The 24,149-nt window shown below is 52.9% G+C and carries 23 protein-coding genes; 13 read left to right on the top strand and 10 right to left on the bottom strand.

Annotation, left to right across the window (positions count from 1 at the left end; translation table 11 throughout):
* The first annotated feature begins 76 nt into the window (after nt 1-76).
* Entirely contained in the window at nt 77-1,459 is a 1,383-nt protein-coding gene (locus tag DKK74_RS03820; protein ID WP_110412885.1) for a sensor histidine kinase, read from the top strand.
* A complete protein-coding gene (locus DKK74_RS03815; protein WP_110412884.1) occupies nt 1,456-2,085 on the top strand; it encodes a response regulator in 630 nt (209 codons plus the stop codon). The genes DKK74_RS03820 and DKK74_RS03815 overlap by 4 nt, the downstream gene beginning before the upstream one ends.
* 221 nt (nt 2,086-2,306) lie before the next feature.
* Here the strand turns inward: DKK74_RS03815 and DKK74_RS03810 are convergent, their stop codons facing one another.
* Together DKK74_RS03810 and DKK74_RS03805 are read right to left on the bottom strand one after the other, a co-directional pair.
* Entirely contained in the window at nt 2,307-2,834 is a 528-nt protein-coding gene (locus DKK74_RS03810) for a VOC family protein (RefSeq protein WP_110412883.1), read from the bottom strand.
* Between the two features lie 84 nt (nt 2,835-2,918).
* Nucleotides 2,919-3,722 carry a MerR family transcriptional regulator gene (locus DKK74_RS03805; RefSeq protein WP_110412882.1) on the bottom strand — a complete coding sequence of 268 codons (804 nt, stop codon included), beginning with the start codon at nt 3,720-3,722 and terminating at the stop codon, nt 2,919-2,921.
* A 327-nt stretch (nt 3,723-4,049) separates the two neighbouring features.
* Here DKK74_RS03805 and DKK74_RS03800 point away from each other — a divergent pair, with 327 nt between their 5' ends.
* The 5 genes from DKK74_RS03800 (at nt 4,050) to DKK74_RS03780 (ending at nt 8,744) form a co-directional block, all read left to right on the top strand.
* A complete protein-coding gene (locus DKK74_RS03800; RefSeq protein WP_110412881.1) occupies nt 4,050-5,039 on the top strand; it encodes an ABC transporter ATP-binding protein in 990 nt (329 codons plus the stop codon).
* Nucleotides 5,036-5,887 carry an ABC transporter permease gene (locus DKK74_RS03795; protein WP_110412880.1) on the top strand — a complete coding sequence of 284 codons (852 nt, stop codon included), beginning with the start codon at nt 5,036-5,038 and terminating at the stop codon, nt 5,885-5,887. The genes DKK74_RS03800 and DKK74_RS03795 overlap by 4 nt, the downstream gene beginning before the upstream one ends.
* Entirely contained in the window at nt 5,884-6,684 is an 801-nt protein-coding gene (locus DKK74_RS03790; RefSeq protein WP_110412879.1) for an ABC transporter permease, read from the top strand. Before DKK74_RS03795 ends, DKK74_RS03790 begins: the two co-directional genes overlap by 4 nt.
* A 108-nt stretch (nt 6,685-6,792) precedes the next feature.
* On the top strand, nt 6,793-8,073 hold the full coding sequence (locus tag DKK74_RS03785) for a sensor histidine kinase (protein WP_181414913.1): 1,281 nt from the start codon (nt 6,793-6,795) through the stop codon (nt 8,071-8,073).
* Nucleotides 8,070-8,744 carry a response regulator transcription factor gene (locus DKK74_RS03780; RefSeq protein WP_110412877.1) on the top strand — a complete coding sequence of 225 codons (675 nt, stop codon included), beginning with the start codon at nt 8,070-8,072 and terminating at the stop codon, nt 8,742-8,744. Before DKK74_RS03785 ends, DKK74_RS03780 begins: the two co-directional genes overlap by 4 nt.
* A gap of 76 nt (nt 8,745-8,820) precedes the next feature.
* Here the strand turns inward: DKK74_RS03780 and DKK74_RS03775 are convergent, their stop codons facing one another.
* Nucleotides 8,821-9,465 (bottom strand): alpha/beta hydrolase family protein, encoded by a 645-nt coding sequence (locus DKK74_RS03775; RefSeq protein ID WP_181414912.1) that lies wholly within the window; start codon nt 9,463-9,465, stop codon nt 8,821-8,823.
* A gap of 725 nt (nt 9,466-10,190) precedes the next feature.
* The gene (locus DKK74_RS08680; protein ID WP_146210534.1) at nt 10,191-10,715 is read right to left on the bottom strand and encodes a hypothetical protein; all 525 of its coding nucleotides are present in this window, start codon (nt 10,713-10,715) and stop codon (nt 10,191-10,193) included.
* A 1,404-nt stretch (nt 10,716-12,119) separates the two neighbouring features.
* Between DKK74_RS08680 and DKK74_RS08675 the strand changes: the two genes are divergently transcribed.
* The gene (locus DKK74_RS08675) at nt 12,120-12,614 is read left to right on the top strand and encodes an MFS transporter (protein ID WP_146210533.1); all 495 of its coding nucleotides are present in this window, start codon (nt 12,120-12,122) and stop codon (nt 12,612-12,614) included.
* 1,148 nt (nt 12,615-13,762) lie between these two features.
* On the opposite strand, the gene DKK74_RS03755 is transcribed toward DKK74_RS08675, so the two are convergent.
* Entirely contained in the window at nt 13,763-14,134 is a 372-nt protein-coding gene (locus DKK74_RS03755) for a hypothetical protein (protein WP_110412872.1), read from the bottom strand.
* Nucleotides 14,135-14,296: 162 nt separating this feature from the next.
* Here DKK74_RS03755 and DKK74_RS03750 point away from each other — a divergent pair, with 162 nt between their 5' ends.
* Nucleotides 14,297-14,893 carry a hypothetical protein gene (locus DKK74_RS03750; RefSeq protein WP_146210532.1) on the top strand — a complete coding sequence of 199 codons (597 nt, stop codon included), beginning with the start codon at nt 14,297-14,299 and terminating at the stop codon, nt 14,891-14,893.
* 49 nt (nt 14,894-14,942) lie between these two features.
* On the opposite strand, the gene DKK74_RS03745 is transcribed toward DKK74_RS03750, so the two are convergent.
* The gene (locus tag DKK74_RS03745; RefSeq protein WP_446002665.1) at nt 14,943-15,569 is read right to left on the bottom strand and encodes a recombinase family protein; all 627 of its coding nucleotides are present in this window, start codon (nt 15,567-15,569) and stop codon (nt 14,943-14,945) included.
* A gap of 883 nt (nt 15,570-16,452) precedes the next feature.
* On the opposite strand from DKK74_RS03745, the gene DKK74_RS03740 reads away from it, so the two are divergent.
* Complete coding sequence (locus DKK74_RS03740) at nt 16,453-17,580, top strand: hypothetical protein (protein WP_110412870.1); 1,128 nt, start codon at nt 16,453-16,455, stop codon at nt 17,578-17,580.
* 620 nt (nt 17,581-18,200) lie between these two features.
* Here DKK74_RS03740 and DKK74_RS03735 read toward each other — a convergent pair.
* From DKK74_RS03735 to DKK74_RS03720, 4 genes are all read right to left on the bottom strand, one after another.
* Nucleotides 18,201-18,863, bottom strand: coding sequence for an alpha/beta hydrolase (locus DKK74_RS03735; RefSeq protein ID WP_110412869.1), 663 nt, complete (start codon nt 18,861-18,863; stop codon nt 18,201-18,203).
* 385 nt (nt 18,864-19,248) lie between these two features.
* Complete coding sequence (locus tag DKK74_RS03730; RefSeq protein ID WP_045924388.1) at nt 19,249-19,467, bottom strand: alpha/beta fold hydrolase; 219 nt, start codon at nt 19,465-19,467, stop codon at nt 19,249-19,251.
* Between the two features lie 475 nt (nt 19,468-19,942).
* The gene (locus DKK74_RS03725) at nt 19,943-20,926 is read right to left on the bottom strand and encodes an Abi family protein (protein ID WP_045924387.1); all 984 of its coding nucleotides are present in this window, start codon (nt 20,924-20,926) and stop codon (nt 19,943-19,945) included.
* A 136-nt stretch (nt 20,927-21,062) separates the two neighbouring features.
* Nucleotides 21,063-21,527 (bottom strand): helix-turn-helix domain-containing protein, encoded by a 465-nt coding sequence (locus DKK74_RS03720; protein ID WP_045924386.1) that lies wholly within the window; start codon nt 21,525-21,527, stop codon nt 21,063-21,065.
* Nucleotides 21,528-22,036: 509 nt separating this feature from the next.
* Between DKK74_RS03720 and DKK74_RS03715 the strand changes: the two genes are divergently transcribed.
* From DKK74_RS03715 to DKK74_RS03705, 3 genes are all read left to right on the top strand, one after another.
* On the top strand, nt 22,037-22,861 hold the full coding sequence (locus DKK74_RS03715; protein WP_146210531.1) for a hypothetical protein: 825 nt from the start codon (nt 22,037-22,039) through the stop codon (nt 22,859-22,861).
* A complete protein-coding gene (locus DKK74_RS03710) occupies nt 22,861-23,490 on the top strand; it encodes a class II glutamine amidotransferase (protein WP_045924385.1) in 630 nt (209 codons plus the stop codon). Before DKK74_RS03715 ends, DKK74_RS03710 begins: the two co-directional genes overlap by 1 nt.
* A gap of 330 nt (nt 23,491-23,820) precedes the next feature.
* Nucleotides 23,821-24,021, top strand: coding sequence for a hypothetical protein (locus DKK74_RS03705; RefSeq protein ID WP_045924384.1), 201 nt, complete (start codon nt 23,821-23,823; stop codon nt 24,019-24,021).
* Nucleotides 24,022-24,149: the final 128 nt, after the last annotated feature.

Here is a 24,149-nt window from a genome sequence, read left to right as displayed (position 1 = left end):
AAACAGGAAAACCCGACGATTTCTACAGGCATTTTGGCAGTAGGGTGAATAAGTGTGCAAGTCATGGGAGACATGAGTGAAAATCACTGAGGGAATTAATCGAGAAAACCAACAGCAAGACCAGCTTTCAATGAATCTAAATGGTGATTGCGGCGACGGTCAACTTGACGCGACCGCAAGAACCGATGCCCAGCGTCAACGTCTTCATAACACCTGGAACTGGTATTTCATTGTGGAAGCAGGCTGCGTAGTAGGAGCCAATTGCTTCTTCTCGACTGCATCCATGACCTATAAACTTGTTTCAAGCTTTCTCATCCTATTGCCCTGCCTATTCTTCATGATCTTGGTTCTGCCTAGGGTATATGACAAGTCTGAAAGGTTTGATCGGCAAACGGCAGATCAGCCAGTAAGCAAAACAGGACCATATGGTTGGATTTTCGCTCTGCTGACGCTGGCCTGCCTGCCCATGGGCGCTTGGTTGGATGGTACCGCTATTCTGGCTCAGCTGTTTATCGTGCCACAACTCTTCATCGCTTTTTCCTACCTTCCTGCTCTGGGGTTGGTAGGAGTCCTGAATATAGCCTATTTGGCCATGGTGTTAGCAGGAAAGAGATTCTTAGGTACCGACCTAACCGGCAATCTTATGCTCATGATTCTCGTAGTGGTATTCTCCGCAATGATTGGAAAGTCCTTTAATGTCCTGGCTTTGACCAACGGACATAATCAAATGCTGCTGGACAAAATGGAGTCTCAACAAGAGACGATTCGCAGACTCAGCAGAGCCGAAGGAGCGTCCATCGAGCGTGAACGTGTGGCCAACGAAATGCATGACACGATCGCCCAGTCTTTGACTTCCATTCTGGCCTTGGCCAGGGTAGCTCATGAAGAACTGATCGACGACATACCTGCAGCTCAGAAACATTTGGAAATGATCGCCAGCACGTCGAAGGGTTCTTTGGATGACACCAGAAGAATGATTGCGGATTCGGTACCGGCCGATCTGGATGGCAGGGATCTGAAGACGGCCCTGGAGCGGACAGTGCATGCCGCCGCAGCAAAGACAGGTTTTCAATCACAGTGCCAGATTCAACGAACCTTGCCGCCCTTGCCTAAGCAGACCGAGGTCAACCTGCTGCGTATAGTCCAGGAATCCCTGACTAATATTTCCAAGCATGCCAATGCCAAGCATGTACAGGTGAGCTTGCTTTTGAAAAGGCCGGAACTCCTGGAACTTCAGATCAAGGATGATGGTTGTGGTTTTGATATTCAGAACTTGGATTTCCAGGAGATGGAAAAGGCTGGTCATGGCTATGGTCTGCGAGATATGGCCAAACGAGCTCAAGACGCGGGTGGGCGCTGTACGGTAACCTCCGTTCCCGGGCAAGGCACCTCCATAACTGTAAATATTCCTGTCGAAAGACCAAGTAACACTACTCGACCAGATAAGGAGGAAAGATGATCCGACTTGTCATGGCCGACGACCACCCCATGGTTCGGGAGGGCATACGCAGCATGCTGAAACGCCATGCAGACCTTGAAGTGGTTGCCGAAGCATGTAATGGCGCCCAGGCCATAGAGGCTGTAGCGAAGACACGTCCGGATTTATTGCTACTCGATTTGCGGATGCCTGATATGAACGGTCCTGAAGTCACCCGGAAAGTGCTGGCTTCTTATCCCAAAACCAAGGTATTGATCCTTACCACTTACGATTCCGACCACGATATTCTGCCGGCCATAGAAGCCGGAGCCAATAGCTATCTGCTGAAAGACGTAGAACCTCATGTCTTGGCCCAAGCTATCCGTGACACTGTTGCAGGGTCCACTGTCCTGAATCCGACCGCCGCGGAAGCAGTCAGCAAGGCGCTGCGCCCTGCGACCAGACCAGCACTGTCCGAACAAGAGACACGTGTGCTGCGCGAGGCCGCCAAAGGCATGACCAATCGGCAAATCGCAGAACACTTATACATCAGCGAGGCAACAGTAAAAACATACTTCAGTCGGATCTTCGCCAAATTGGAGGTCAGCGATCGCACGGCTGCAGTAGCGGAAGCCATCGAAACTCTAGGCTTGAAATCCGAGCAGTAAACCTGCTGGCCTAACTTCCATAACTGGACTAACTTCAATAACCAATAGCCCGCTAACCGATAGCCCCTTAAGCGATAGCCTCTTTCGAATCCAGGGGCAAGAACCGGCTTTATACAAGAACAAACGTTATAAGTCTTATATATTTTTCATTCGGCCGTTCGAGACATCTAATCGTTGCTCTTTCAATCAAATCACGAGTAGGGGAGGTACTTCATCTTTGTTCATTGACCGTGCGAGTTCAGATAAACTTGAGCCTTCTGTTTGTCGACAGCCAAAGCGGCTGTCAGAATAAGAATCAGGCCTTCCGGAGTGTGAATCCTGGCTTCGAGTGAGTTCCACGGCTTACGTAATGGAGCTGAAGTGGAGCCAGGACGAAGGCGCTCGCATGCATCCACAATCTTGCTGATCTGCTTTTCCGTGACTGCTACGCTCAGACTTCCTATGGACTCCATATCTGTATCAGGGCCACAAGTATTGGAACCACTCTTACGAATCAGCACATCCTGAAAGGCCCAGCGCCTCAAGTGAATCATCATGCCCGGCATGGTGTATAAATTGATGAAACCCAATCCCTGCGTCCAGAAAACCTCTGATTCATCTAGATCGTCGCTATACAGGCACATGAACATGAGCATGAGATAGATGCCCCTATAAGGCTCCGGCGGTTCCGCATCCTTCCCCGGCTCCGGCACTGGACTTATGCCTGCACCTGCATAAGCAGTAGCTTTGGGCTGGTCATGGTTGTCCATGGTTACCTCGTTCCTTAGTTGAAGTGTTTTGAATTGGGTAGTCAAACAGAAAAAGTGATACGTAGACGGAAGATACTGACTGCATCACTCCCATTTGACGGTTGCCGGATCTATCCCGTTTGCACGCGCTGCAGTTTCGATTGCAACCAGCATCCATTTCGCCAATCCAGGTTCCAGTTGTTCGTAATGGCGCCTGAAACGCGGGTCGGCCACATACATTCGCCCCAGAATGACATGCATGGACGGCGTCACATGGAACCATGACAAAGCCTGCCGATGTTCGTCAATCAGTTCGAGAACCTTATCTGATGTCGGAGCCAGCCCTTTTCGTTTGGCTTGTGCAATCTCACTTTCCACGTCTTTAAGCCGGGTCATGTCCTTTTTCTGTTCTTGTTCGGAGCGGGAAGCTTTTCGCTCCGCATACTCAAGCCACTGTCTGCTAGCACCCCAGCGTTCGTACGCTTCCGAAAAGTACCGGTCCTCCTGATCGATCTTCGTAGGAGCTGAATCATTACCTGACTTTCCCTCGGCAAGGGCTATGAGTCGGTCCAGACGATCCGCAGCTTTCCTAAGATGCTGGATTTTCTCATCAATTCGCGAGCGCTGTCCCTGCAACTCGTCCAAGGCCAAGGGTGTCTTGCAATTGAGCAATGCCTTCATTTGTCTGGCATTGAATCCCATCTCCCTGTAGGTCACAATTCGCTCCAGCCGTGCGACATCATCCTGCATATATTGCCGGTAATTCGACAGTCCACGAATGGGATAGATCAGTCCTTCCTCTTCCCAGTGGCGCAGCATTCTCCTACTGACCCCTGTAAGTTCAGACATCTGACCGATGCTCAAGCCGCTCTTGCTGCCTTCGCCACTGAATTCGCTCTCACGTGTCATGCCTTGGCCCTAAACCCTGCCATCATGTCAAGGTCAAATCAATTGTTTCCTGGGGATGGATGAGGCAGTGCATGCACACACCGGCCCCAAGCATCCCAATAACAGGTTCTTGGGGAGGATGCTTTGGTCCTGCTCGTTTGCGAAGTGTTCTCTATCCAATCATGAAGACGACTCAATCCAGCGAGGCGCCTTTCTCCCGGATGTAAATCAGCCTCGTCAGCAGCGACGTGTCCCCTACAGGGGACAGTTTCTTTTCCCGCGTTGAAGGATTGCGCCCGTCGAACTTGCATAGGAATCAGTTGAATTCCGATTGGAAGGGGAGGCGCAATGGCATATACGGACGGAAACAACGAACCGCAACTGGCTGTGTCCACACAGGGGTTGGTCAAGGCCTATGGCGGATTCAAAGCCGTGGATGGACTGAATCTACGGGTGCCGGCAGGCGGGGTCTACGGACTGCTGGGACCAAACGGAGCCGGAAAATCGACCACCATGAAACTCCTCCTGGGATTGACAAAACCGACTGCTGGAAGCATATGGATGCTTGGACAGCAGGTCGGAAAGAAGAGCAGGATTCAGCCGGGCCGTGTGGGCTCCATGATTGAAGGACCCAGCTTCTATCCAGGCCTATCAGGTCTCGATAACTGCCGCATGGTAGCCGATTATCTGGATCTGCCAGTTTCGGCTGCCTCAGAAGTGCTCACCAAGGTTGGATTACGGGGATACGAGAAGAGGAAGGCGGGCGCCTACTCTCTGGGGATGAAGCAGCGGCTGGGCATCGCCATGGCGCTGATCTCGCGTCCGGAGCTCCTGCTCCTGGATGAGCCCACCAATGGCTTGGATGCCGAGGCGGTGGTCGAGGTGCGACGAATGATTATGGACTTGGCCGCCTCGGAGGGGGTCACTGTCATCATCAGCAGCCATATCCTGTCGGAGATTGAAAAGATGGCTCCGGTGGTTGGCATCATTGCCGATGGTCATTTGCTCTACCAGGGAACTTTGGAAAGCCTGCGGGAAGAGGGTCATATGGATCTACGGGTGTCCGATCCTGGGCTCGCGTCAGAGATGCTCGAAACTCAAGGCATTCAACACGAATATATCAGGAAGAGCGCAACCCTGCGCATTCCCGAGATACCAGATCCGCAAATCGGGTCGCTGGTAACTCGACTGGTATCGCATGGTCTGCAGGTATACCGTGTCGCCGCCGAACGGAAGAGCTTGGAAGAGGCCTTCCTTGAACTAGTGGAAAACCCGCAGAACCATGTTGCGCAGGGCCCTGTGGAGCCGTTCGGTCATAAACAGAGGAGCGCACGATGAGCTCTGTCGAATCATTCTCCATGCGGCCCAAAGAATTTCGATCGGGAAAGCCGCCACGCTCATCCCATCCAGGAAGGCTGCTTGTTCTGCTTTCGATGGAGCTTCGCAAGTTGAAAGGCTCCTCATTTTGGTGGATGGCCTTGGGCATGATTGCCCTGGTTTCGGCATGGTCGGGCTTGGCCTTCATGAAACGAGCCGAGTCTGCGAACTCCGCCACTCGTACCGTAGCCCTTGCACAAGGTGAGATCTTCCAAACTGTCGGTCTGCTGGCACCCATCCTTGCAGCGCTGCTGACCAGCCGGCTTGCCGTTCTGGAGAGCAGCGAGCGCATGGATCTCAAATGGCGATCCCTAGGCCAGAATGCGATTGGGAGGTTTCTTGCCAAGCTCGTAGTTGCGGGGTGTGTGATTTCGCTATGTTTCGTGATTCCTTTGGTGTGGATACCGCTGGCAGCTTCAGCACAAGGGTTCCATCTCGATGGCAGTCTGGCCGAATACATACTCCTTCCGGCACTGATTGCTTGCTTGTCATCCATGGCTGTCACGGCCATACAACTCGCCCTCTCCCTGACTATCGAAAGGCAGGCCATAGGCCTGGGTCTGGGTGTGATAGCCGGTCTGATCGGGACTGGACTGGGCCCGATGAATATGCCGGCTCTGGGCTGGTTCTTCCCAGCCGGGATCAGTTCCGCGGCCAGCCCGTTCCTGTTTTCAGCCAGCTCTGATGGTTTTGCCAGAATGACCTTGGTCGCCAATCCCTGGCCAAAAGTCCTCACTAGCCTTCTGGCCTGCATTATCTGGTCGGGAATATCAGCATTCATCATCAAGGTCAAGGAGTCAGGCCGATGAACAGGCAATACCCTGCAAACGCTATAACCATCACCCCGATGCATCGCCACAAGCCATCGATCGCGGCCGCCTTCAAATGGGAGATCCGCAAGGCCGGCAATCTCTGGTACTGGCTGGCCACCATGCTCTTCGACGCCGTAGGAATCTTCAACGGTTGGGACCAGTATCAGAGCTACAAACCGGACTTCCAGGCTCAAGGGGTGACCTGGGCTGCGGTCTGGGGGCAGGCGATCCTTCTGCCAAGCATGGTCTTCATGCCAGTCCTGGTCGCGGCCTTTGCAGCCCAGGTTGAAGCCAACGAGCACAAGGGACGAAACTGGCAGCGTCTTAATGCCTCAGGCATGGTCGGGACTGCCCTAGCCGGGAAGGTGATGCATGGACTGCTGGCCTCCCTCCTTACCGTCACCATCTTCGAATCCGAATTCATACTCGTGGGTGTTCTGGTAGGAGGCTTCGACCCAGCGGAACTCGGTCCCTATCTTATGCGTGGCATACCGATGACGTTGGCAGTGTGGGTCATTATGACTCTGACCCAGGCCATAGCTGCCAGAGCCGAATCCTTTGCCTCAACCATGAGCATCATGTTTCTGCTCACTCTGGCAGGCTGTGCGCTGTCGATTGCCGCACCAGCCTTGGCGCTGCCTTATCCTCTGGCCCTGATCACCACTGCATCCGCCGCCCGCGACATGGGCAATATCGCGTCCACGATTTCTATGGCGGGTTCGTGCATGGCGGCAATCCTCTGGGTGCTGATCAGCCTCCTCATGTTCCGACACCAGGCCCGCAGAGCCATTTAGCCTCAAATACAAAATCCATAATAAGAGGATGCAGCACTCGCAAGGTCGCATATCTCAGTGTCTGACAGCATAATGGAATACCGGCAGTTATCAGGAAGAGGCTCACCGATGAGAGCAGGCAAGAAAACTCAAGGCTGGATTCAGTTGTGGACCCGGCCATATACGGCTTTCGTGGCAGTCTTTTTCTGCGCCCTCTACGAGACGATGATGCTGACCAGGCTGATCCTCGCCCCGAGCAGCGCCAACCGGACCCTCTACCAGGTAGTGAAGTCCGCCAGCTGGGGATTGCCCCTGTTTGTGGTCATTATTTTTCTCACACTTGTCACCCTATGCCTGCGCCGACTATATCCCTTGGCGACCCTACTGGCGGTCAGTGGATTGCTTGCGCTCTCTGCCGCAATCTATGGCTCGGGATGCACCTATCTGATCATTCCCTGGCTCGTCAGCCTCTACGCCTGCGCTGTAGAAGCCAAGACCATGGCATCATTGGCAGCCGGGCTGTGTAGTTCCGCCATTCTGGGCCTGCTCTGCATTGCGCTCTCTGCCAACTGGCATCATGATGTCCACTTCACCGACCTTCTGTATCCAACTGGTCTGGCATTCGCCCTATGCCTGACAGTCGCCTTCCTCTCACGCTCCGTAAGGCAATCACACTTGTCAGAGCAGGCATTGGAGAAGGAGCACTCGCATGCTCTAACCCTGGCCCATGAGCGGGATCAGGCCATGTATCAGTCCAGGGTCGCCGCCGATTTGCACGACAGCGTGGGTCACGACTTGACCGCCATCATCGCCCTATCCGAGGGGATGGATCATGCCAGCGGAAAGCCGGAAATCGATGAGGCCGTCTCTATGATCAACGACCTGGCACGGCAGGGATTGGATGACACCCGGACAGCTGTAAAAACCCTGCAATCAAAGGCAAGAACTGAAAACAACCCAGCGCAGTCCATAGGGGAGGGGCATGGCTGGGATGACATCAAACCCATTCTCGACCACGCCCGCCAAGCCGGAATCAGCACTGCCCTGACAGAGACAGGCCATCGACCGCAGGATTCCGAACAGGCCAACCTCGCTTTCACCGTGACCAGGGAGGCAGTCACCAATGCCCTCCGCCATGGACGGAAGGTCAATCGCATTGTGGTCTCCTGGGATCACGACAGCCAGGGCTGTATAGACATCATCGTTCGTGATGATGGCCAGCTCTTGAACAATGATGCTGACGATGGCGGTGACAACGGTACAGGCCTTGCCAGGTTAAGAGCCGAATTGCAAGCTCATGGCGGCAGCTTCCATTCAGGTCCTGGTCCTGACGGTTGGATCTTCCAGGCTCGTATACCCTCGCTAGCTGCTACGGCAGCTGACAACAAGGGTAAGGAGGAAAGTGCATGATCCGTGTCATGATCGTCGACGACCAGCGCCCGACCCGCATGGGACTGGCACTCATGGTCGCCAAGGATCCAACCTTGCATGTCGTAGCACAGGCGGCCAACGGCCAAGAAGCTTTGGAAAAACTGGCCACAGCCATCGAAAATCAGCAACCCCTGCCTGATGTGATTCTGATGGATGTGCGAATGCCGGTCATGGACGGGCTGGATGCCACCAGCCGCATCAAAAAGCTCCACCCTGAAATGAGCATTCTTATTCTGACCACCTACGACGAGGATGACTATGCCTTCACAGCCTTAGGGGCAGGCGCCTCCGGCTTCTTGCTCAAGGATGTCAAGACAGCCGATCTGAATAGAGCCATCCATGCGGTGCATGCAGGCGATGCCATTCTTACGCCGCGCATCACGGCCGAAGTGATCAGGAGAGGAGTCCCAAAGACAAGAGCCAGTGATGAGTCTAAGGCTCGCGAAAAATTCGCCCAGCTGGGCAAACGCGAGCTTGAGGTCGCTTCGCTGGTCAGCCAAGGCTTGACGAATGCGGAGATTGCTGAGCATCTCCAGCTACAGCCTGACTCGGTCAAAAAGACCGTCAGCCGCATACTGGCAAAGATCAAGGTCAGGGACCGGATCAACATTGCCGTTCTCTGGTATCAGGCCAACATGACGAACCAGTAATCGTGTTGAATGCTGGCTCGCTCATCCGTGGATGAAAAAGAACCGCCTCTGACTGGAATTTCTACGTCTTAACTCTTTAACTCTTATATTGGCGATAGAAGTCCGCCATTTGGTTCATCAACGGCACATCCAGCTCGAAGCCCTTCGACTTGTCGAAATGCTTGGCCGAATATGCGTTATAGCTTTCGTTAGAGGGCTTTTGACCCAGTCGTCTCATGTGTTCCTTGTATTCCTGGTCGAATTGCTTGCAGTATCGCACTGAGTCCTGTGAATAGTAGACATAGGCGTGCCCGCGATCCTGGTATTCACGAAAAAGGAATCGTGGGTTGGACTGAAATATCTCATGTAAGAGGTCATAACTATATCTGACCGGGACCACCTGATCGTCACGGCTCTGAGTTATGAAAATTCCCGCCTTGGATTTCTTCAAGCCATCCAAGGCGGTATAGCCCGCAAACTTCCCAAACTTTATATGCTCATACAAGCCCAGGCAGGGCAGGATAAGCGAGACGGCAGGGCCAGCGATTTTTCTGCCAGGCTGACGCATCATATCGATCGAACGATTGAATCCAGAAACCATGACTGCAGCCCTGACCTCTGGGTGAAGGTTGAGAACAGCGCCGACGGCATAGCCTCCCCAGCTCTGTCCGAACAGGAAAAGAGAAATTAGACGATTACATATCTCGATGGGAGTATGGGTAAAATACCAAAACCCTGGCAAACCACAGCTATAGCACGATTTAAAAGCGCTATCTATCCGAAATACTACGAGACCACATGGGGTGCTAACACAAAGCAATCGAATATGGTCGTACGGGCACAATAAATCGGACTATTGCTCAATGTCCGGCGTTGTTCCTTTACAGGTGTATTACGAAACACTTGACTGACCGACCCAACCCCTTCAGCCTCAAATCCGGCAAATCTAAGCTCGTGCTCATCGCGCTCAACCTTCTAATGTCGTTTAGCTGTATTTGGACGTCGAATAAGACTGGCCCAACCTTCAAGAATTCATATTCCACGAGCATAATGGTTCCCAAAACACGTAATAAAACACCATCGAGTTGAAGAAACTTGTTTAGATCACTGACATGGACACGAAACGTAAAACCTAACACGGAACCCATTAGCATGCTGTCCATGCATCTCGCTTCACTAAGTACCGCCTCCAAAAACCCACCCAGGAAATCGCGTACCACTCCATATAAGTGATTAGAGTGCGTCCTGTCGCACCATTAGTTTAGACAAACGCGTATAAGCAGTATAAAACTCGACTCGGCTCCCACCATCGAATAGTAATTGGAATCTAACTATTAGATGTGGAATTTGAGACAAAGTTGTATAGAGTTGTCCTAACAGTTTTGATCACAATGCCTTTATGCAAGGGTTGCATTGTTACAAGACAGAAGATGGAATATATAGACTAATCATGTTTCTTGAACAAGATTACTCTCTCTCCCATAGAGCTATCTGCAAACCTTCGGTCCGTGCCTCATTTTCTGTGATTGGGAACAGAGCAACAATTCTGTATTGACCGAGATATGTGTATATGTTGCGTCTTGTGTCTTGCTTATACATTATGAAGATATGGCGTTTAAGACCTATTGAATTACCATCACGCTTGGAATTCCCTTCTTTTGGCCAACGCTCAATAATGTATTTTCTATTTGGTGTAGATGAAACAAAGTCCCAATTATCTTTTCCTTCTTTAAAAAATGATATTTGAAGGCTGGTTAAACCTGGAGAGGCAGCAGTGACATGAGGTGAATTTTTTGCATTTAAACCAGTAGATACCGTTGACGACCATGAGGAATGCTGATAGAAGCTGTAAACTGACGGAACTTGTTGATTTGTAAAACTAACCGTATTTCGCGCCATGAAAGTAAGTGCTTCTGGAATTGTGTGGAATGTAGCCCCCTCATCAGGAATCCTCAATGATTGCGATGCAATGCCAATAGGGTAGGAATCCATTTTTGTTTTCCTCCATATTTAGTGATCTGAAAATTCATCTAATACCTCAATAGTTTAGTATATGTATCATGTACTAAAAGCTGGTTCGTAAGCAGATTTCTGAGAATTTGCAATAGCATTAATTACGGTCCAAGATTCTTTATGTGGAGCTTGTTTTAGATCTTTGTCATTCCTAGCCACCAAAGTTGTCTTCTAGACTTTTATGGACTCCTCGGCACTGCTTGCTTTGCTATGCCTAAGTATCGCTATTTGTCTTATCCTAATAGCTTTTATATGTTTTCAAGGGTCTTCAGAAATTCCTTGCTCATTGGGATTCTTTGCACTAATCCTTCATTTATATACGATTATTTTGTCTTTGAGAAACTACGACAATTCTATCAATGCCGTAAGAAGTAGCTAATTCCAAAATTGACTTGTTTGCAAAACTAGTTTGTCTCAGTCGTTATCTATTTTACAATATCTTGCTAGCAAATGATTATTGAGCATTTGAAGAAGAAGTGGCTTTTTTAAATTTGTCTATTTTGCTGCGGGTATCTTTACATTTTTCTTACTTTATCCTCATAAGATATATATAATACAGTCTTACGCACGATTATTTTATTTTGATCATTGCTTTCACAATAGCATTTATAATGCGTTCATTGTTCTCTCATCGTTATATCTATTTTAGAAAATACCATCTTTGTGTAAGGCTTCAATAACCTTTACTGTTAATGCATGTGACCTATAGCGACTCAGGTAACAGAAAGAGCAGTTATAGGTATTTGAATCTTGCTGGTTCCATCATCAACGCCTTACCACTAAATAATCATTGTGTGATATGCGGTACAACCGGCATTTGGCAGCGTCGCCGCTGACTTCGGCGTTTCAACAGCTGTGACAGGGCAGATTGTTACTGCTGAGATGGCCGGGTATCTTATCGGACTGGTACTGCTGGCTCCGTTGGCTGATCGCTTTCGCCTGGTCGATTAGTTCCCATTCAATTGGTTGGACTTGCATCGTGCTAGCAGCCGCAACCAGCGCTCCTACTGCAGGAGTATTGGTAGGCGTATTCGGACTTGTCGGGGTCGCTTCCCCAGTCGCTGCAGAAGCCGTTTCTGCCGTCGGGCGGTTCACGCCGCTCGAAGTTCGTAGTAGCCCAGTAGGAATCGTTCTTGCAGGAAATTCGGCTGGTATTCTTCTCAGCCGCTTCGTCGGAGGAGCCTTGACGAGCTTGCTTGGATGGCGCGTGGCATGCTTATCTGCTTCGCAGCCCTGCTCGTAGCGACAGGCATGCTCTGCGCAATCGTATAGCCTCGACATCAGGAACAAACTGGAAACAAAGGTTCGTACTTTGCCACTCTGCGAGCGCTTCCTCGATTGCTGCGCATCTCTCCAGCACTTCGACTGGCATCCGCAACCGGCATGCTCTGGTTTTCTGCTTTCAATCTCGTTTGGGTCAGCCTTTCAATAGCACTCTCCAAACCGCCTTACAGTCTGAATCCTACGCAGATTGGGCTCTATAGCCTCGCCGGTGTCTTGGGACTGCTCGTGACCAGATGGGCCGGCAGCCTGACCGACTGTCACGGTCCGCATGTCGTCGTCATCGGTTGTTTGATCGCAGCCGCAATCGGCGCGACCATCCTGCTCATCGATATCGGCAACCCCGTACTTTGTGTAATCGGGCTCGCCATCTTTGATGCCGGTTGCTTCGGCGACCAAACAGCTAACCGAGTCGCCGTAGTATCCATCAATCCACCTCAGTTTGGCAATTACAGCAGCGTGTATCTCACTCTCTACTACGCAGCTGGTGCCATAGGCTCATCCTTAGTGATGCCAATCCTGTTAATTTGGGGATGGACCAGGGTGGCCGTCGTTGGAGTTGTTTGGCCGCCGCGGGCGCGCTCATCCAATTGCTGAGCTGTAGGATAAAAAGCTCGACTAGATAGCACTCCATCAGCTCAACGATATTCATTGGAGGTCCTGCCCAATTTGAGATGCAAGCTATTTATGATTGGGCAAGAAACTCCAACTCCCGACGCGGCAATCGGCCAATCGGAACTCGCGGCGTTGAGTGTTTGAGGGCGGGGCCGTCTAAGCGAATTAGGGAGTGGACCGCCAACACCACGCACACCGCCCGTACCATTTGGGCAGTTTTCTCGTCAGCCTTCGCAGGAGTCACAGTGCTGTAGTAACGCCACCGTGAGCGAATTTACCAACAACCGGCTTATTACAAGCAAAATGTAATCACGTTCATTTGGTCGGTCTCACTAAATTCGCAACCTCGAACCTAATCACAACAACCAATCACACAATAAGCCGGCCCAAGCCGGAATCTAGTCACGCTATTCAGATCGACTGAAAAAAAAAACTACACCGGTGATTTCCCCATAAACTTCAGCAAAGCACCGACAATAGTCGAGTATACTTGAGGCGCATTAATACCATGAATAATCTTGAAGCAAGAATAATCTGAACACTGCATCTCAATATTGATCTTTCTGCGATCTATTTGCTCCGATACCACAATTTGAGTTCTCGCGATAGGGGAGGGGGGGGGGGAAGATGTATCCCATTCGGTTTTCTGCAGCATAATATTTCATACAATTTTATATTACACTAGGTGAGAAAGGGTTGGTTTTTCATACGCGGCCTTGCTGTGGCGAGCAGCCTCCTCAAGGATTCGCTTCAGCTTCGGATCCTTTGATTGAAAAACCCTAATATGCTTTTTCGCGGCTCTGACAGCCCGTCCGCACGTACGCTCGGCCCTTTACCCATGGTATGGGCGTACGGTACGCTCTCCATATGTCTTTACGATAAGGGCCATGACAGGCGAGGAAGTGTCTCCGGAGGACAGAGCCAGGGCCGAGCAGGCGGCTAGCAGCGTCATCGGCCAGCTGCTGGCGGGCCAGATGTACCCCAGGGTCCGCCGCTGGTGACCAGACGCCCGCATGCCGGGTTATCCATATTCTTCGATCCAGACCCTAGCGCTTTGACTCCAGGCCATAGGCTGGGCCTTGCCATGCCGTCCCATTTCCCCGAATAATGCGAGCGGCATGGCGCTTCTCTCAATGCTCTTCGACTGGGCCGGCGACGGTGCAGGTGCCGTACTCTTCCTGCACGGGGTCGTCGACCGGATGCTCTTCCCCTGTCGTGTCGTATTCCTCGCCGTTGGTGCATGGACGTATCTGCGTCTCCTTGCCAATCTCCAGGTGGCCGGGGAAGTACCCCATGTACTGCCGAGCTTCATGGTCGTAGAGGAGGATGCCCTCCTCCCCGCATATCAGCGGCTTGAGGCCGGAACCAAAGTCGATCTCTTCGCGCGTGGGGTATGTAAACCGAAGAGACGACGGGTTGGCCAGGGTGAAAGCCCTATTGCCCTGGTTGACCTGCTGCAGAAGCTCCACCTGTTCCTTGATGTACCCGCTTGTCATCGTCATGATCAGACCTCCTCTTCCTTTCCTCCCCGGGTCTCTAATAGCCAAATACGGCCCTCGCACCGTTTCCTCAATTGAATAGGGAGTGGTACATATTTTATGAATTCCTGGGCATGGGCCGGCCAATAATATTATTCATGTCAGCATGATAGGGAGGCATCCGTTATGGGGAAAAGGACGAAATGGTCAGAGCCAATGGGAAAAATACGGGGTTTCATTCGCAAGAAAGGTGGCCGAACGCAAACTTCTCAACAAACCCATAAACAGGGCCAGCAGATGAGCGAAGACCAAAAGCAACAACTTCAATGGACCCTTGAACAGACTCAGCTGAGGTACAACGAACTCCAGGATAAGCACGACAAGCAGATGGATCTTGCCGTGCGTCTGCTGGGGTTCGGCGCTATATCCGGCTTCGCTGCCTTCTTATCGTATTCCACTTCGAATAGTCTTACAGGAAGATTATGGGTCGTTTTCGTTTTCTTTATTATCCTTTTGTTTAGCGCTATGTTTATTGCCGTACTAGTGCTCTGCAAATCTTCTATCCAGTTTTCTTGGGATGACGAGGAGCTTCAGGATATTACGAAGCTGAATCAGAAACAATCCAAGGAAGAAAAAACAACCTCCCTCATTGAAACCCTAAGCGCTCAAATAGAGACGTTGAGAGAGTCGAATGCCAATACTTCAATGGCTATTTACGCCATGTACGTGATGTATACACTTTCCCTTGTCGTACTCGTTTTAATTATTATTTTCTCTCATTGAGCCTGCGGCTTTAATCAAACAGCATGGTTTGTTGGTCGTAAACAGGGCGTTAGGCAGGAAAATAATACCCAAACGGTGCGTTATGCTGCTGGCTCCGCTCCTTCGAGTGTTCCAAGGCCTTGTAGATGGTGCTTCGGCTGACGTTGAACCTGTCGGCTATCTCCTGGACGGTCACGGTCCTGGAATCGTACAGCTGGCGAATCATGGCGATGTCCTTGTCGGAGAGCTTGCTGGGCCGGCCGCCTTTCCTCCCTCGGGCCCTGGCCGCTTTCAGGCCGGCCATGGTGCGTTCCCGGATCAGGTCGCGTTCGAACTGGGCCAGAGCCGAGAAGATGTTGAAGATCAGCACCCCTCCCGACGTGCTGGTGTCCATGTTCTCAGTCAGGCTGCGGAATTCCACCCCCATCTTCTGGAAGCGGTCCATCAGGTCGACCAGGTTCTGGACGCTGCGTCCGAGGCGGTCGAGCTTCCATACCACCACCGTGTCCCCCCGACAGAGCATGTCCAGCATCCGGTCCAGCTGGGGGCGGCTTGCCTTGGCGCCCGACGCATGATCGACGTAAATCCTCTCGCAGCCGGCCTTCTTCAGGGCATCGGTCTGCAGGTCTTCGTTCTGCTCCAGCGTGCTCACTCGCGCGTAGCCGACTTGCAGACCGGCCCTGTCTGAATATTCCATACCTTTATCATACATACATTTATCGACGTATTTCTACACAAACTTTACGCTGTATCAGGCCAGGTTGCGGGCCGAGCGCGCTTGTCCGTAAAACGTTGCTTGTTTCCACTAATCCAGATCCAGTTGCGTACCCTCGATTCCTGAAAGCATAAAGAGCTTGAATCTACCGACGTTATGCATGCGTCTCAATTGACCATAATGTCGTCACCAAGACTGGATAGGTCAGACTCATGGATAGCAATTAGCCTTGATTCCAAGGGCCGACTCTTGGAAATGGCGGCCTATCACAAAAGCCCAGCGGAAATTGGCCCTGGAAAATACCTGATTGATCACCCAACGACACCGCTAGTCAATAAGACCTTGCGCAGAATGAGAATTTATAGGAGATGACTGATGACTATGGACAGGAAAGAAATCAATAATTATTTTAATGTAGACGACCAGATACTTGGCAACATGGCAGCCGGATATGAGATGGAGAACTGGCAAGCTTGGGGTAGGACCGATTAAGGCCAGGTGTCCTCACATGTCAGATGTGCATCTGAAAACGATCTCGGTGCGGCTTTCGCAATCGCTTCTCCGGACCATAGATGTCACAGCTAAGTCGAAGAAGGAAAAACGTTCCCGGTCTCTTCGGGACACCTTGAGCCGCGCTCTACGAGACTAAGGCCAACATCATATCAAGACTAGCTGCCTACAAGACTCCGACGCAAGCATGCAAATTATGGATTAACAAAGCTCTGCCCACAATATTTGAGCATGAACGCCGCTACCTGAGTACTGCCCAGATGCGTGTTTTCCAATGCGTAGCCACACAACTATTTTGGCTCACCATCTACCGTTAGATTTCTTCGACTGAACTGAAACAAATTAGAGTAAGGATATGGGAACATCTGAAGCACAGGTAAAGATGAATCAGCACAAAAGAACCTTTGATGCCAATGAGAAGGCGGGCATCAAGATGGCCGTTACTGATCTGCAATGGTGTCTTGAAAGTTTCCGTGTCATACAACAAGATAAATGGAATCGCCCTATACTTATGATAATTGAGCTTCCATTCTATATGCAAGTTCTTGTTGAGAGCTTTCAATTGGAACAAGAGCTATTAAGAAAGCATGGCTTGGGCAAGATGCCACTGCCCCATAGCAAAGAAGCTAAGAATTACGAATTGCGCATGCGTCACCGGTTGAAATTACTAGATAATACTAAATTTTCCATTCCCACAATGGAAAAAGAGCTCCAAACAATTTCAGATGTTTTTAAGAACCAATTCTGCATGCATCCAATTAAAGTATTGAGACGATTTCAAAAAGACCTAGGTATTTACACCATAAATAATAGACCCGTGGGTTCAAATTTAACAGTAACATTTCATTTAGGTTATGACAATCCTGAAGAAATAGACAGCATGCACCTTTACGAGTTATGCAGAGAATATGGTGCAGATTTGCGTCTTACCTACTCACTATTCACTGGAAAGACAGCACTTCCTCCTTCCTTAAATACTGCTGATTTCAACTGGGCAATAGAATGCAAAGATTATTGCTCAGAGAAGTATTTTAGAGACAGATATGCCACAGGCCTATCTACTTCGCGAAAAAGAATACTGTTTCTCGTTGAGTCAGCAATCAATAATATCCTTTTCGTTGCGCCCAGGATCGAGTTTGACTTCCACGGAACTTATTTTCGCAAACTTGTGCTTATCGCGTATCACTCTTTTAGAACAATCCGACAAGTAATCCCCCAGAGCACCGAAGAATCTGCTCTTGCATCATTAAAAGACCTTACAGTGTACAGTCCGGTGGCGGAATTGTTTAATTCCAAACAGGGACATATCCTCCGTAATCGCTGCATGCATTACTTAGATACCGGAAAACAGATAAATTTTGATAAACCCGACCCAGAAAACTGCATTGTAAGATCGCTATTCCCAGATATGAAGGCAGATGTACTGGAAAAAGAAATATACAAAAGTTTGTTAGAAATCTCTAACTTTATTACTTATATGTAGCGGTTTTTACGATGTAACTGCAATGCATCCAAATTTGCCGTCACACGTAATGGCTCTCAAGTTTCCATCAGGACATATCAAATAACTATTTTTAGCAAAAAGGAATTCACACCTTTCCGTAGCAGTAGTAGCAATAATAATATTGTACACCGATATAGTTTATGGATTTTGACACGTCGTACACTTGTAGAACAATCTGAATGGCACAATTCTAATTAGTCACAGATGCTCAATACGTCGGAATTAACCCCAACGCATTAGTGAATTTGAAACCGAACTATGCAATCTTACATCAATCCAAAAGCGCTCAGGAATAATTCCGAGGCTCTTTAAAATCGAATCGCTGCTATTGGTCGGGCCGGCGGGATTTGAACCCGCGACCCCTTGTAAGATAAGCCGCTGTTCTGGTACATGCGAGCTGCCTTTAACTGCTGCTAACTATCCAAGGAATACTGCCAATTCTAGCAGATTCCAAGTATGAACTGATGCAAGCTGATACGGGTACTTATGGGTAGCGATGTGCCCGAAATGTGCCCGATTGGATTAGCCAGAAGGAAGTGTCTGATGACATTGGCACAGAAATCGTCTGACTGCATAAAATGAGATTGCTTGGAACTGATTCAGGGATGAGATGTAAGTGTGTGCCGGATAACCTTGCTGGATCGGTCAGGTTTTCCGCTTATAAAATCCCTGATGGCCTCGGACATTTTTTCAGGCACATAGTCGTGGAGATAATGAGGGGCATCGAAATACCGTATCTGTGAGTTACCTTGCTGCGCTTTGAAGGATTCTTGGATGGATCGCCACTCATCCTTGCTGAAGCCAGTGCCTTTCCCGTTGGAAACCAGTTGCAGCATCTTGATCTGTGGCAATCCAGCTTCCGCAACCTTGCGGGCGTTGGCGTTGACCGTGTTGATCTCTCGCTGGATGTCTGGATCCATGAAGTTCTTGAAGAAGAGGGTCCGGTAGACCGCCTTATCTTCAGCAGACAAATTTCCTGCTTTGATGGCGGGTGACTGGTCCGCGGTCAGTCTGGGCAGGAGACGAGGAAGTCCTGTCCGGCAAAGGGCGCCCAACAGTGCTGTGGCTGCGGCGGGAGGCACCAGGTTGCGCGTCTCATAAGCCTGTGGCGTGGCCATATCCAATCCGATGATGGCCTCCACCTCGGCAGGGTACTTCTTGGTCCAGTAAAGTGCTTCAAGCCCAGACATTGAGTGGGGGAGGAGCACATAGGGCCCAGTCACTCCGGCCCCGTGCAGCGCCGCCCTGGTCTCATCCAACATCGTGTCGATATCTCTGGGGTCCCGAGACCAGTCACTAAACCCGTACCCGGACTTCTCCACCACAATCAGACAGTATGAGTTTTGCAGTCTAGTAATGAGAGCCTTGAAATCATACAGAGGGGAAGGGGTTCCACACCCTGAAAGCAGCACCAGTTTCGGGACGCTACCATGTGTGTCCCCGAACACCGCGACACTCAGTAGTTTATGTCCCACTCTCACCAGCTGACGGTATTGTGCTTCGCCCTTATCTTCCAGGGGATTCCTCGTAATTACTTGGAGCATATAGACGAGTCTACAGTAGCTGACAGCTTGTGGCAGAGCAGCAGTAAAAGCATATTGAGGAAGTGCTTTCTCGGCAAAAAAAGGATTCCGGTTCTGCGATCAGTTATTGACTTAAGTCTTGCAGCACACATCCCAGGAAGCGGTCGGGTTCCTCCCATTGGGGGAAGTGGCCGGAGCGATCGAACCAGTGCCAGCTTTTGGGGCTGTCGATTGTCTCGTACCAGTCGCGGGCGACGGCGGAGGAGACGTGGTGGTCCTGTCTGCCCTCACAGAAGGTGACCGGCACCTCGAAGTGGTGGGTGTCGGTGAAGTCCGTGTCCATCAGCTCCTGGTGAAGTGGTCGCACATCGCAGGGTTGGTGGGTTGCTTGGCAGGGGAGAGCTTTGACAAGCCGGACATGAGAACGAGCAGAGGAGCTGGATGACTGGTTGAGGTTCTGATGGAATCCTCTTTGAGATTACTATCGGTGAATCTTGCATTATTGAGACATGGCCAGCGATAACACTATGGAACCGTGCGCTGCCCAAATGGTGGTGGCCTGCGATCTAGTGGTTCGGGTATGTCCTACTTTCTGTGAAAAGCCATCTGACTTAGGTGGGCAGCAAAGCTTGTATCGGGGCCGCCGCCCCGAAACCCCGCCGAGCTGGATCAGCTCGACCATACTGCTGCCGCACTGGTTCCGGTCGCCACGCGACCGGAACCAGCTTGCCCCTCAATACGAGCCTGGAATAAGGCTATACGCCAAAACTGCCTGCCTATTCTAGTCGCAGTATTATTGGGTGAAAAGGGTGCAGGCTTCACTGCCAGATGGGCAGTGACTGCCAGTTGTCCGGGAAGCCCATGTGTTTCAGGGGGATGCCGGGGTAACGGTTCATCAGTCCCACGAAGTTGTTGCGCCAGTAGGTGATGCCTAGCTGGTTCAGCAGGTAGTGCTCCATGGTCAGGAATCCAGCCGGGCCTTTTGACTCCGGCCGGCGGAAGGGCTCCCATTGGTTGCCCCACCAAGTAGCGTCGTTGGGGTACAGCTTGGGCTTGATGGGTGTCATCTTGGGGTCGATGCAGTTCCAGAAGCGGTCGTGATGGGCGGTCTTGTTGCGGGCGATTCGAATGTTTTCCAGCCAGTCGCGCAGCAGTTTCTCGTTGCTGACGCCGGGCTTGTTGGACATGATGCCAAGCTGCAGTGCCAACTGCCGTTTGATTGAAGGATCGGCGCCCTTGTAGAAGATCTTCTTGAAATCACCGTAGGAAAGGCAGTCCACCAGCATCCAGATGGGCGGCAGCGGATCGGAATACGTGGCTCTGAAATGTCGTAGCTGAGGCAGCGACGACCGCTGGTAGTCGCTGGTGATATTGGCGATCGCGTTCCTGTGTTCCTCGGGGCTGAGCCCGGGCAGGCCATCCGGCGCGGTATAGCCGAACGGCCCAGTTGCCTTGGCCAGCTCTGATGCCATGTAGCTTTTGAGATGGACCTCGATGCCGACGATGCCGTCGAAGACGATGGTGCGCAATTCCTGGTCGAACACGTAGCGTTCCCAGATGGAATCCCAGGACGTGCGGGACAGGAAGGGCAGTTTGCGTTTTCTGGCACCTGCCACAGGGGTGAGGAACGGATACCAGTAACCCTTGAGGCGGTAGTAGCCGACCAGGTCTATTCGCCCGGCAAGGTCCTGGACGCTGATACCCGTCAGCCCGTTGTCCACAAGGAGCTGGGCCAGGTCCATGGAACTGCGGTACGGGTGGCTGGGGTATGGGGGCAGCTTGGCTACGGTTGTGGATGCCATGCGCCCTCCAGGTAAAAAAGTACCGCCATAGTATGCATTCCACCCCGAAAGGCAGTAGAGGCAGTGGCGGCTTCTAACATGATTGAGTCTACATCATGCCGGCGCCGAGCGCAAACCCTAATGCTTTGCTTATGGCTTAGGGCCGTGGCTGAGCGTAGACGACGCTGAACGGGGTGGCGTCCTTTGCCAGGCGCAGGGCCGTGGTCCTGGTGATGGCGTTCTCGACCTTCCAGTAGTTGCCGATCACCGGGATCTCGTTGGACTGGCCGATCGGTGAGTTGTCCCAGTCCTCGCGCGTGCGCCAGTAGACCAGCAGGACCGGCTCGGGCTCCTTGCCGGCGTCACGGGCTCGTTGGGCGGCTTTATATGCATGGCCGGCCAGGTCGGCGCTCTTGTGTTCGATGAAGTCCAAGACGTCCTCCAGGAAGTGCCAGGCGGCTTGCTTGGGCATTGCGAAGGCCTTGGGGTCCTCCCATTTTCTGACGGTGATCGGGCTGACGCCAAGGGCGTCAGCCACATCGACCTGATTCAGGCCGACCAGGTCACGAAGGGCCTGGAAGTCGGCCTTGGACCGCGTGCTCGCGGCGAAGATTCGAGTCATCGGTCAGCACCTTACGTATCGCTAAGAGATATCAAAATATCTCATAAGGATATCACGGAAGAGGATCATGGATCTGCGGCGGCGCAAGGGAGACGGAGCTCACGATCCTTCGGATCGCTCGCGCTGATTCCTGTCGTTCACCGCCCCAGGGCGGTTCACTGGACCAGACTCGTTCTACCTGGCCTGGGTGCGGATTGGCCGGACCCATCATGCCATGCGCCACGCCTGGCCTGACGTGCCCGTCCAATCCGAGAGCTCACGAAAGGCGAGACACCATGACGGACACCACGACGACCCCGGCCACCTGCCACCTGTGCGGCAGCAAGCAGGCTCCGACCCAATGCCATGAATGCGGCAAGGGCTGCTGCCCGGACTGCACGAGGCGCTGGGGGGCCCTGCGGTACTGCGCGGACTGCGCCCCCCACTGCTGGGAATGCGGCAGAGACGACGACCCCGGCGAGAGGTACACGACCTGGACGCCGGGCTGGTGCGAGACCTGCGGCCGGCCGGTGTGCACCGACTGCCGGCGGACCTGCCAGGCCTGTGGCGACCCCTGCTGCTACGAGGACGTGTACTACCCCTACGGCGACGACAGCGACGAGCCGTTCTGCCCCGGCTGCTCGGAGGAGCGCCACTCGGAGCCGCAATACCTCAGCCCCTACGCCGGCAACGCCAAAGCCCGCGACCCCTTCACCTTCGGGCTGGAAATCGAGGTCGAAGGCGGCCACGACCAGGACGCGCTCAAGAACAGCCTGCTCATCGCCGGCTGGTGCCTGGACGGCAGCATGCACGAGGAGGGGTCGTTGGAATACCAGACCAACCCCCTGACCGCCGACCCCGGCACCCTGCGCGACCTGCACGCCCTGGTGGACGGCATACGCCCCGACATGGAGCAGGAGCACTCGGGCGGCCACATGCACCTGTCCCGCACCGCCCGGCAGCGAGCCTCCCGCTGGTACTGGGCCCTGTCCGGCCTGGACGACCACCAGGCCGACGACCTGAACATGCGCCACATGAAGCCGCTCGAAAACAGCTGGTGCAGGCTCTCGCACGGCCACTACGGGAGCAAGTTCTGCGCCGTCAACGACGAGCACTGCGACACCATCGAACTGCGCACCTTCGGCCCCTGGCACCACGGCACGGCCGGCAAGCTCATACCGGCCATCACCTGGGCCCACACCATGTGGCGCTGCTTCCAACACAGTGAGCCGGGCACCCTGCGCGCCACGGACATACAAGCCATGAGCCGCACCGCCTACCGGGCCGCCATGCCAGCACCCCTGCCGATATCCGAGCGGCTGGCCGTCCGCCGGCGCGAGGAGGTGACCGTCTGATGTGCGTCATCGTCACCGCCCCGGCAGGGGCCATGCCCACCACCACCCAACTGGCCCTCATGAGCGAGGCCAACCCCGACGGGGCCGGCATCGCCTGGCATGACGGACAGCGGCTGCGCCGCTACCGCAACGCCGACAACCACAAGACCCTGGGCTTCATCATCGCCAACCACGAGACGTTCTCCCGGGCCCCCTTCCTCCTGCACTTCCGCCTGGCCACCCACGGCGAGGTGGCTGAGGAGAACACCCACCCCTTCGCCTACAAGAAGAACGGGCGGACGGGATACATCGCCCACAACGGCATAGCCCAGCGATACACCCACGGCCCCCACGCCTCGGACTCCCGCAACGCCATCAACGCCTGGGAGCACGGCAGGGACTCGCTCACGGACGGCAGCCAAGGCAAGTTCGCCCTCATCGACCAGGACGGACGAATCGAATGGCTGGCCGGCGGCCAGGACATCGAAGGCGAGCGCGGAACATTCCAAGTGAGCAACACGAATTGGACGCTCATGGACCCGGACGACCCCTACGGCATATGGCAGGAGGCATGGGACGACGGCTACCGGCAAGGGGCCATCGAAGCCGGGCTCGACATACCCGACTATGCCGGCACACACGGGGTCTGAGCGAACCAGCGTCCCACTCGCGCCGGCAGGAGACAACCGGAGCTGAGGACCCGCCGGAACCCGGACACGGGCGACGGCGGGAATCCGTCGGGACAAGACAGCCAACCAGCCCCGACCAAGGAGGACCCCGGAACGGAACAGAGCGGCGACCCGCCTTGGCTCTCCCGGCAGGCTCCTTGTTGGGTTGTCCGTTTGAGTCGTTCCGACTGTAACTGCGCTGCTCCTACGGGCCCGTCGGAGCGTCGGCGAAGCCGCCGCACGCGAGAGCCCTCCGTGCGCTGCTCGCCACCGCTCCACTTGTTCAAACGGACAACCCAACAAGGAGCAGACATGCGATACACAATCGAACAGTTCACCACCCCCACCACCTACGACGACCCCTGGCAGCCAGATCCCAACTGGATGGAGAGCCCCTTCTTCTACGGAAAATCATGGAAGACCGAGCAAGGCGCCACCAGGGCACTCAACAAGCTCGTCAAGATGGGCAACTACGACCCGTCCAACTTCCGGCTCAAAGTCAGCCAGGATTAGGGGGCTATAGGAACTAAACGCGTTGTTTATGTTGGGGGTTTGGCCTTGTGGCTGTAAGCGTGTTGGGTGGTTGTTAATAGGTCGGGTTGTTAATAGGGGTCTTGCAGGGGTGCCCGTTCCTGTTCGAT

Source organism: Bifidobacterium asteroides (assembly GCF_003202755.1).
Lineage (GTDB): Bacteria > Actinomycetota > Actinomycetes > Actinomycetales > Bifidobacteriaceae > Bombiscardovia > Bombiscardovia asteroides_F.
This window is presented reverse-complemented; position numbering and strand designations above follow the sequence as displayed.

What these genes read in the sequence shown, in the direction of transcription:
- DKK74_RS03815 (WP_110412884.1), top strand. Translation starts at nt 1,456, where the DNA reads ATGATCCGACTTGTCATGGCCGACGACCACCCCATGGTTCGGGAGGGC.
- DKK74_RS03810 (WP_110412883.1), bottom strand. Translation starts at nt 2,834, where the DNA reads ATGGACAACCATGACCAGCCCAAAGCTACTGCTTATGCAGGTGCAGGC.
- DKK74_RS03805 (WP_110412882.1), bottom strand. Translation starts at nt 3,722, where the DNA reads ATGACACGTGAGAGCGAATTCAGTGGCGAAGGCAGCAAGAGCGGCTTG.
- DKK74_RS03800 (WP_110412881.1), top strand. Translation starts at nt 4,050, where the DNA reads ATGGCATATACGGACGGAAACAACGAACCGCAACTGGCTGTGTCCACA.
- DKK74_RS03795 (WP_110412880.1), top strand. Translation starts at nt 5,036, where the DNA reads ATGAGCTCTGTCGAATCATTCTCCATGCGGCCCAAAGAATTTCGATCG.
- DKK74_RS03790 (WP_110412879.1), top strand. Translation starts at nt 5,884, where the DNA reads ATGAACAGGCAATACCCTGCAAACGCTATAACCATCACCCCGATGCAT.
- DKK74_RS03785 (WP_181414913.1), top strand. Translation starts at nt 6,793, where the DNA reads ATGAGAGCAGGCAAGAAAACTCAAGGCTGGATTCAGTTGTGGACCCGG.
- DKK74_RS03780 (WP_110412877.1), top strand. Translation starts at nt 8,070, where the DNA reads ATGATCCGTGTCATGATCGTCGACGACCAGCGCCCGACCCGCATGGGA.
- DKK74_RS08680 (WP_146210534.1), bottom strand. Translation starts at nt 10,715, where the DNA reads ATGGATTCCTACCCTATTGGCATTGCATCGCAATCATTGAGGATTCCT.
- DKK74_RS08675 (WP_146210533.1), top strand. Translation starts at nt 12,120, where the DNA reads ATGCTCTGGTTTTCTGCTTTCAATCTCGTTTGGGTCAGCCTTTCAATA.
- DKK74_RS03755 (WP_110412872.1), bottom strand. Translation starts at nt 14,134, where the DNA reads ATGACGATGACAAGCGGGTACATCAAGGAACAGGTGGAGCTTCTGCAG.
- DKK74_RS03750 (WP_146210532.1), top strand. Translation starts at nt 14,297, where the DNA reads ATGGGGAAAAGGACGAAATGGTCAGAGCCAATGGGAAAAATACGGGGT.
- DKK74_RS03745 (WP_446002665.1), bottom strand. Translation starts at nt 15,569, where the DNA reads ATGGAATATTCAGACAGGGCCGGTCTGCAAGTCGGCTACGCGCGAGTG.
- DKK74_RS03740 (WP_110412870.1), top strand. Translation starts at nt 16,453, where the DNA reads ATGGGAACATCTGAAGCACAGGTAAAGATGAATCAGCACAAAAGAACC.
- DKK74_RS03735 (WP_110412869.1), bottom strand. Translation starts at nt 18,863, where the DNA reads ATGTTGGATGAGACCAGGGCGGCGCTGCACGGGGCCGGAGTGACTGGG.
- DKK74_RS03730 (WP_045924388.1), bottom strand. Translation starts at nt 19,467, where the DNA reads ATGGACACGGACTTCACCGACACCCACCACTTCGAGGTGCCGGTCACC.
- DKK74_RS03725 (WP_045924387.1), bottom strand. Translation starts at nt 20,926, where the DNA reads ATGGCATCCACAACCGTAGCCAAGCTGCCCCCATACCCCAGCCACCCG.
- DKK74_RS03720 (WP_045924386.1), bottom strand. Translation starts at nt 21,527, where the DNA reads ATGACTCGAATCTTCGCCGCGAGCACGCGGTCCAAGGCCGACTTCCAG.
- DKK74_RS03710 (WP_045924385.1), top strand. Translation starts at nt 22,861, where the DNA reads ATGTGCGTCATCGTCACCGCCCCGGCAGGGGCCATGCCCACCACCACC.
- DKK74_RS03705 (WP_045924384.1), top strand. Translation starts at nt 23,821, where the DNA reads ATGCGATACACAATCGAACAGTTCACCACCCCCACCACCTACGACGAC.